The 4,792-nt window shown below is 67.9% G+C and carries 4 protein-coding genes; 1 reads left to right on the forward strand and 3 read right to left on the reverse strand.

Translation table 11 applies throughout. The features are described 5' to 3' along the window. On the forward strand, window positions 1-700 hold a 700-nt coding region (locus VK519_RS05225; protein WP_324348074.1), incomplete at its 5' end, for a pteridine reductase. Here VK519_RS05225 and VK519_RS05230 read toward each other — a convergent pair. The 3 genes from VK519_RS05230 to gltB all read right to left on the reverse strand — a co-directional run. Beyond that, window positions 697-1,464, reverse strand: a complete 768-nt coding sequence (locus tag VK519_RS05230; RefSeq protein WP_324348075.1) for an NRDE family protein — start codon at window positions 1,462-1,464, stop codon at window positions 697-699. The two genes, VK519_RS05225 and VK519_RS05230, sit on opposite strands and share 4 nt — an antisense overlap. Window positions 1,465-1,509: 45 nt before the next feature. Beyond that, complete coding sequence (locus VK519_RS05235) at window positions 1,510-2,952, reverse strand: glutamate synthase small subunit GltD family protein (RefSeq protein ID WP_324348076.1); 1,443 nt, start codon at window positions 2,950-2,952, stop codon at window positions 1,510-1,512. After that, window positions 2,949-4,792: glutamate synthase large subunit (gene gltB / locus VK519_RS05240; RefSeq protein ID WP_324348077.1), on the reverse strand; the 1,844-nt coding region annotated here is incomplete at its 5' end. The genes gltB and VK519_RS05235, both read right to left, overlap by 4 nt.

Here is a 4,792-nt window from a genome sequence, read left to right on the forward strand (position 1 = left end):
CCGCCGCATCGGCGCGGCGGTGGTGCGCCGCCTTCACGCGGAAGGCTTCGACATCGCGCTGCACTACCACAGGTCGACGGTGGAGGCCCAGGCGTTGGCCGCGGAACTCAATGCCTTGCGCGCCGACAGCGTACTCACCCTCAGCGCGGATCTCGCTGACGATGCCCGGCTCACCACCATGGTGGAGGAAGCTGCGCGCTGGCACGGCCGCCTTGACGCGCTGGTGAACAACGCGTCCAGCTTCCATGCCACGCCAGTCGGCAGCATCGACGGCGCGGCATGGGACAATCTCTTCGCCAGCAACGCACGTGCGCCGTTGTTCCTGTCACAGGCGGCGGCGCCACACCTGGCCGCGCAGCAGGGCGCCATCGTCAACATGGTGGATATCTATGCCGAGCGCCCGCTTCGCGAGCATACGGTGTATGGCATGGCCAAGGCCGCGTTGGTGGCGATGACGCAATCGCTGGCCATCGAACTCGCGCCGCAGGTGCGCGTCAATGCCATTGCCCCAGGCGCGATCCTCTGGCCTGAGCACGGCAAGGACTACACGGAACGGGAATCGATGATTGCCGCGACGCCGCTCAAGCGCTGCGGCGACCCAGAGGACATCGCAAGCACCGTGCTATGGCTGCTTCGCGATGCCAAGTTCGTCACCGGACAGGTGATCCGCGTCGACGGCGGCCGTTCGCTGCTGCTCTAGATCGACGCTTCGATCGCCACGGCGGTTTCCCCGGCCTTCTCGCCATTGGGTCCGAAGCGCCGCTCCACCACGATGGTCGCGCCGTCGTGGTCCACCGCAACGATGGTGCTGGCGCGCGTACCGTAGCGCTCGCCGCGGATGAAGGTGGCCGAGAGCTGGCGCTCCAGGTCGATGCCTACACCGGTATCGGGGAGCACGTCGTCGGGCCAGGTGCCCTCGTGGGCGAGGATCTCAAACAGCGATTCGAAATCGCCGTCGTCAGCGCCGTCGATCCAGCGCGAAAGTTTCTCGCTGGCGGCCTGGGTTTTCGGCCATGGCGCGTTGAAGTCGGCGTTGGACAGGCCATGCACGCCGGGCACGATCGCTTCCACGCGCGCCGTCGGCCGGTTGCCGATGTAGTACGCCGACTGGCCGTCGAAGGTGAGCAGGTTGAAGGGGCGATAGTCGGCGGCGCGCTGGCGCAGGGCTTCGGCATGCCCCGAAGCACTACCGTCGATCAGGTACTCCACCGGCAACAGCCCGCGTGAGAGACCCCCATGCGTGTCGCGGGGATCGCGCACATTGGTGACGGCACACACCCGGCCCCCGTCGGCGACCCCGAGCCAGGTACCGCCGGCCTGCAGGTCACGCCCGGCAACGATGCCGGGATGGACTTCCCAGCGCGCCAGGGGGGCCGAAGGGCGCTCATGGAACTCATCGCGATTGCCCACCAGCAGCAGGCGCCAGCGTGGGTGCACGTTCCAGGCGAACGCGATCAGGCACATGCAGGTATGACCCCCGGGCGATTCATTCCCCCATTGTGCCGGTTATCAGGCCACCGCGGCCACCGGCTGGGCGACGGGGGTATCGGCCAGCATGCGGGCGATGGATCCGGCGGCTTCCCGGCCGTCATGGACGGCGCGGACCACCAGGTCCGCACCGCGGACGTTGTCGCCGCCGGCGAAAATGCGCGGGTGGCTGGTCTGGAAGGGCAACTGCCCCGCCCCACCCACCAGGATCTTGCCCGACGGGTCCAGCGCCACGCCGTGCAGCTGGCACCAGTCGGGCGGGCTCGGCTGGAAGCCGAAGGCCTGGATCACCACGTCGGCCGGTAGGTCGCTCTCGCTGCCGGGGATGTTCTGCGGTCGCATGCGCCCATCGGCGCCGGCGACAAGCTCCGTATCCACCACGCGCACCGCGTTCAGCTGGCCGTCTTCCCCGAGCAAGGCCACCGGCTGCTTGTGGAAGAGGAATTGAACGCCCTCTTCGCGGCTGTAGCCAACTTCGCGGCGCGAGCCGGGCATGTTGGCTTCGTCGCGGCGATAGACGCAGGTGACCGACGCCGCGCCCAGGCGGATCGCCGTGCGGTTGCAGTCCATGCCGGTGTCGCCACCGCCCAGCACCACCACGTGCTTGCCGCGCATGTCGTAGGTTGCCGAGGGCACTTCATCGCGCAGCAGCCGGTGAACGTTGGCGATCAGGAATGGCAGCGCGTCATGCACGCCCGTCAGTTCGCGGCCATCCAGGCGGCCGTCGACATAGGTGTAAGCGCCCGTGCCGACGAACACCGCGTCGTAGCCATCGACGAGTTCGGCAAAGTCGAGGTCACGGCCGATCTCGATGCCCAGGCGGAAGCGCACGCCCATGCCTTCGAGCACCTCGCGACGCGTGCGCATCACGGCCTTGTCCAGCTTGAACGGCGGGATGCCGAAGGTGAGCAGTCCGCCGATCTCGTGGTAGCGGTCGTAGACGTCGGCTGCGATACCGGCGCGGCGCAGGCGGTCGGCACAGGACAATCCCGCCGGACCCGCACCGACGATGGCGACGCGGCGGCCGCTTTCGCGCACGCGGGAAAGGTCCGGACGCCAGCCCTGGCGGATGGCCTCGTCGGTCACCCATTTCTCGACGCTGCCGATGGTGACGGCGCCGAAGGCGGTCTGCTCAAGCGTGCAGGCGCCTTCGCACAGGCGGTCCTGCGGGCACACCCGGCCGCATATTTCCGGCAAGGGATTGGTTTCGTGCATCAAGGTGGCCGCCTCGAACAGGCGGCCGTCCTGCACCAGCTTCAGCCAGTTCGGGATGTAGTTGTGCACCGGGCAGGCGTGTTCGCAATACGGATTGCCGCAGTCGATACAGCGCTCGGATTGGGTGGCGGCCTCGGATGCTGCGAAGTCGCCCGATATCTCCGAATAGCCCAGCACGCGCACCGGTACCGGTACCGTGCGCGGCGTCTGCCGCGATACCTCCAGGAAGCGGAAGTCCTTCGCGCTCATGCGGCGCTCCGCAGTTCTTCGGCCAGTGCATCAAGGCTCGCCGCCTTGGGTTTGACCAGCCAGAAGCGCTGCAGCAGGCCGCGGAAATCCGCGTGCACCTTGCGGCCCCAGGCACTGTGCGTGGTTTCGGCGTGGCGGGCGATGAGATTGCGCAGGTGCTGCATGTAGTGCTCCATGCCTTCAGGCGAGATGCGCACGATGTCGACCAGCTCGTGGTTGTAGCAATCGACGAAGTCGCGGTCGAGGTCAAGCACATAGGCGAAGCCACCGGTCATGCCGGCACCGAAGTTCAGGCCCGTGGAACCGAGCACAGCCACCACGCCACCGGTCATGTACTCGCAGCAATGATCGCCGGCACCTTCCACCACGGCCAGGGCGCCGGAGTTGCGCACGGCGAAGCGCTCGCCGGCGCGGCCGGCGGCGAACAGCTCGCCACCGGTGGCGCCGTACAGGCAGGTATTGCCGATGATGGCGGCGTCCTGGCTGGCGAAAGGCGAATCCGCCGGCGGGCGGATCACCAGGCGGCCGCCGGCCATGCCCTTGCCCACGCCATCGTTGGCTTCGCCGTCCAGTTCGATGTGCACGCCACCGGCATTCCATGCACCCAGGCTCTGGCCTGCCGCGCCACGCAGGCGCAGCAGCAGGGGATGGCCCGCCATGCCGGCATCGCCCCAGCGTCGGGCAACCTCACCGGACAGCCGCGCGCCGATGGCGCGGTCGGTATTGGCGATGTCGTAGTCGAACGTGCCGCCCGTGCCATGCGCCACTGCTTCACGCGTGTCTTCGTTGATGCGCGTGGCCAGCGCCGCCGGATCGCGCATCGGGTTGCGCGGCAGCACGCATTGCGTAGCCTCGTGGTTGGCCAGGCCATCGGTACCCAGCAGGCGGGAAAGATCGAGCTGGCCGTGGCCGGTGGTGGTGCCCTTCAATTGTTCGAGCTTCTCGCTGCGGCCGATGAGCTCGGCCATCGAGCGCACGCCGAGCGCGGCCATGTGCAGGCGCACGTCTTCGGCGACGAAACGGAAATAGTTCATCACCATCTCCGGCAGGCCGGTGAAATGGGCGGCGCGGAGCACCGGGTGCTGCGTGGCCACGCCCGTGGCGCAGTTGTTCAGATGGCAGATGCGCAGGTACTTGCAGCCCAGCGCCACCATTGGGCCCGTGCCAAAGCCGAAACTCTCAGCGCCCAGCATGGCGGCCTTCACCACGTCCAGGCCGGTCTTCAGGCCGCCATCGGTCTGCAGCCGGACGCGGTCGCGCAGGTCGTTCAGCCGAAGCGTCTGCTGCGTTTCGGCCAGGCCCAGTTCCCACGGCGTGCCGGCGTACTTGATCGAGGTGAGCGGGCTGGCACCGGTGCCGCCATCGTGGCCGGACACGGTGATGAGGTCCGCGCCTGCCTTCACCACGCCGGCGGCCACCGTGCCGACGCCCGCGTGCGACACCAGTTTCACCGAAACCAGGGCCTGCGGGTTGACCTCCTTCAGGTCGTGGATCAGCTGGGCCAGGTCTTCGATGGAGTAGATGTCGTGGTGTGGCGGCGGGGATATCAGGCCGATGCCGGGTTTGGCGTAACGCAGCCGGGCGATGTTCTTGTCCACCTTGTGGCCCGGCAACTGACCGCCTTCGCCGGGTTTGGCACCCTGGGCGATCTTGATCTGCAGTACCTCGGCATTGACCAGGTACGTCGGTGTCACGCCGAAACGGCCCGACGCCACCTGCTTGATCTTCGATGCCTTCTCGGTGCCGTAGCGGGCCGGGTCTTCGCCGCCCTCGCCGGAATTGCTGCGCGCGCCCAGGCGGTTCATGGCGATGGCCAGCGCTTCGTGCGCCTCGGGCGACA

This window comes from Pinirhizobacter sp. (assembly GCF_035317885.1).
Classification (GTDB): Bacteria; Pseudomonadota; Gammaproteobacteria; order Xanthomonadales; family Rhodanobacteraceae; genus Pinirhizobacter.

What these genes read in the sequence shown, in the direction of transcription:
- VK519_RS05235 (WP_324348076.1), bottom strand. Translation starts at nt 2,952, where the DNA reads ATGAGCGCGAAGGACTTCCGCTTCCTGGAGGTATCGCGGCAGACGCCG.
- VK519_RS05230 (WP_324348075.1), bottom strand. Translation starts at nt 1,464, where the DNA reads ATGTGCCTGATCGCGTTCGCCTGGAACGTGCACCCACGCTGGCGCCTG.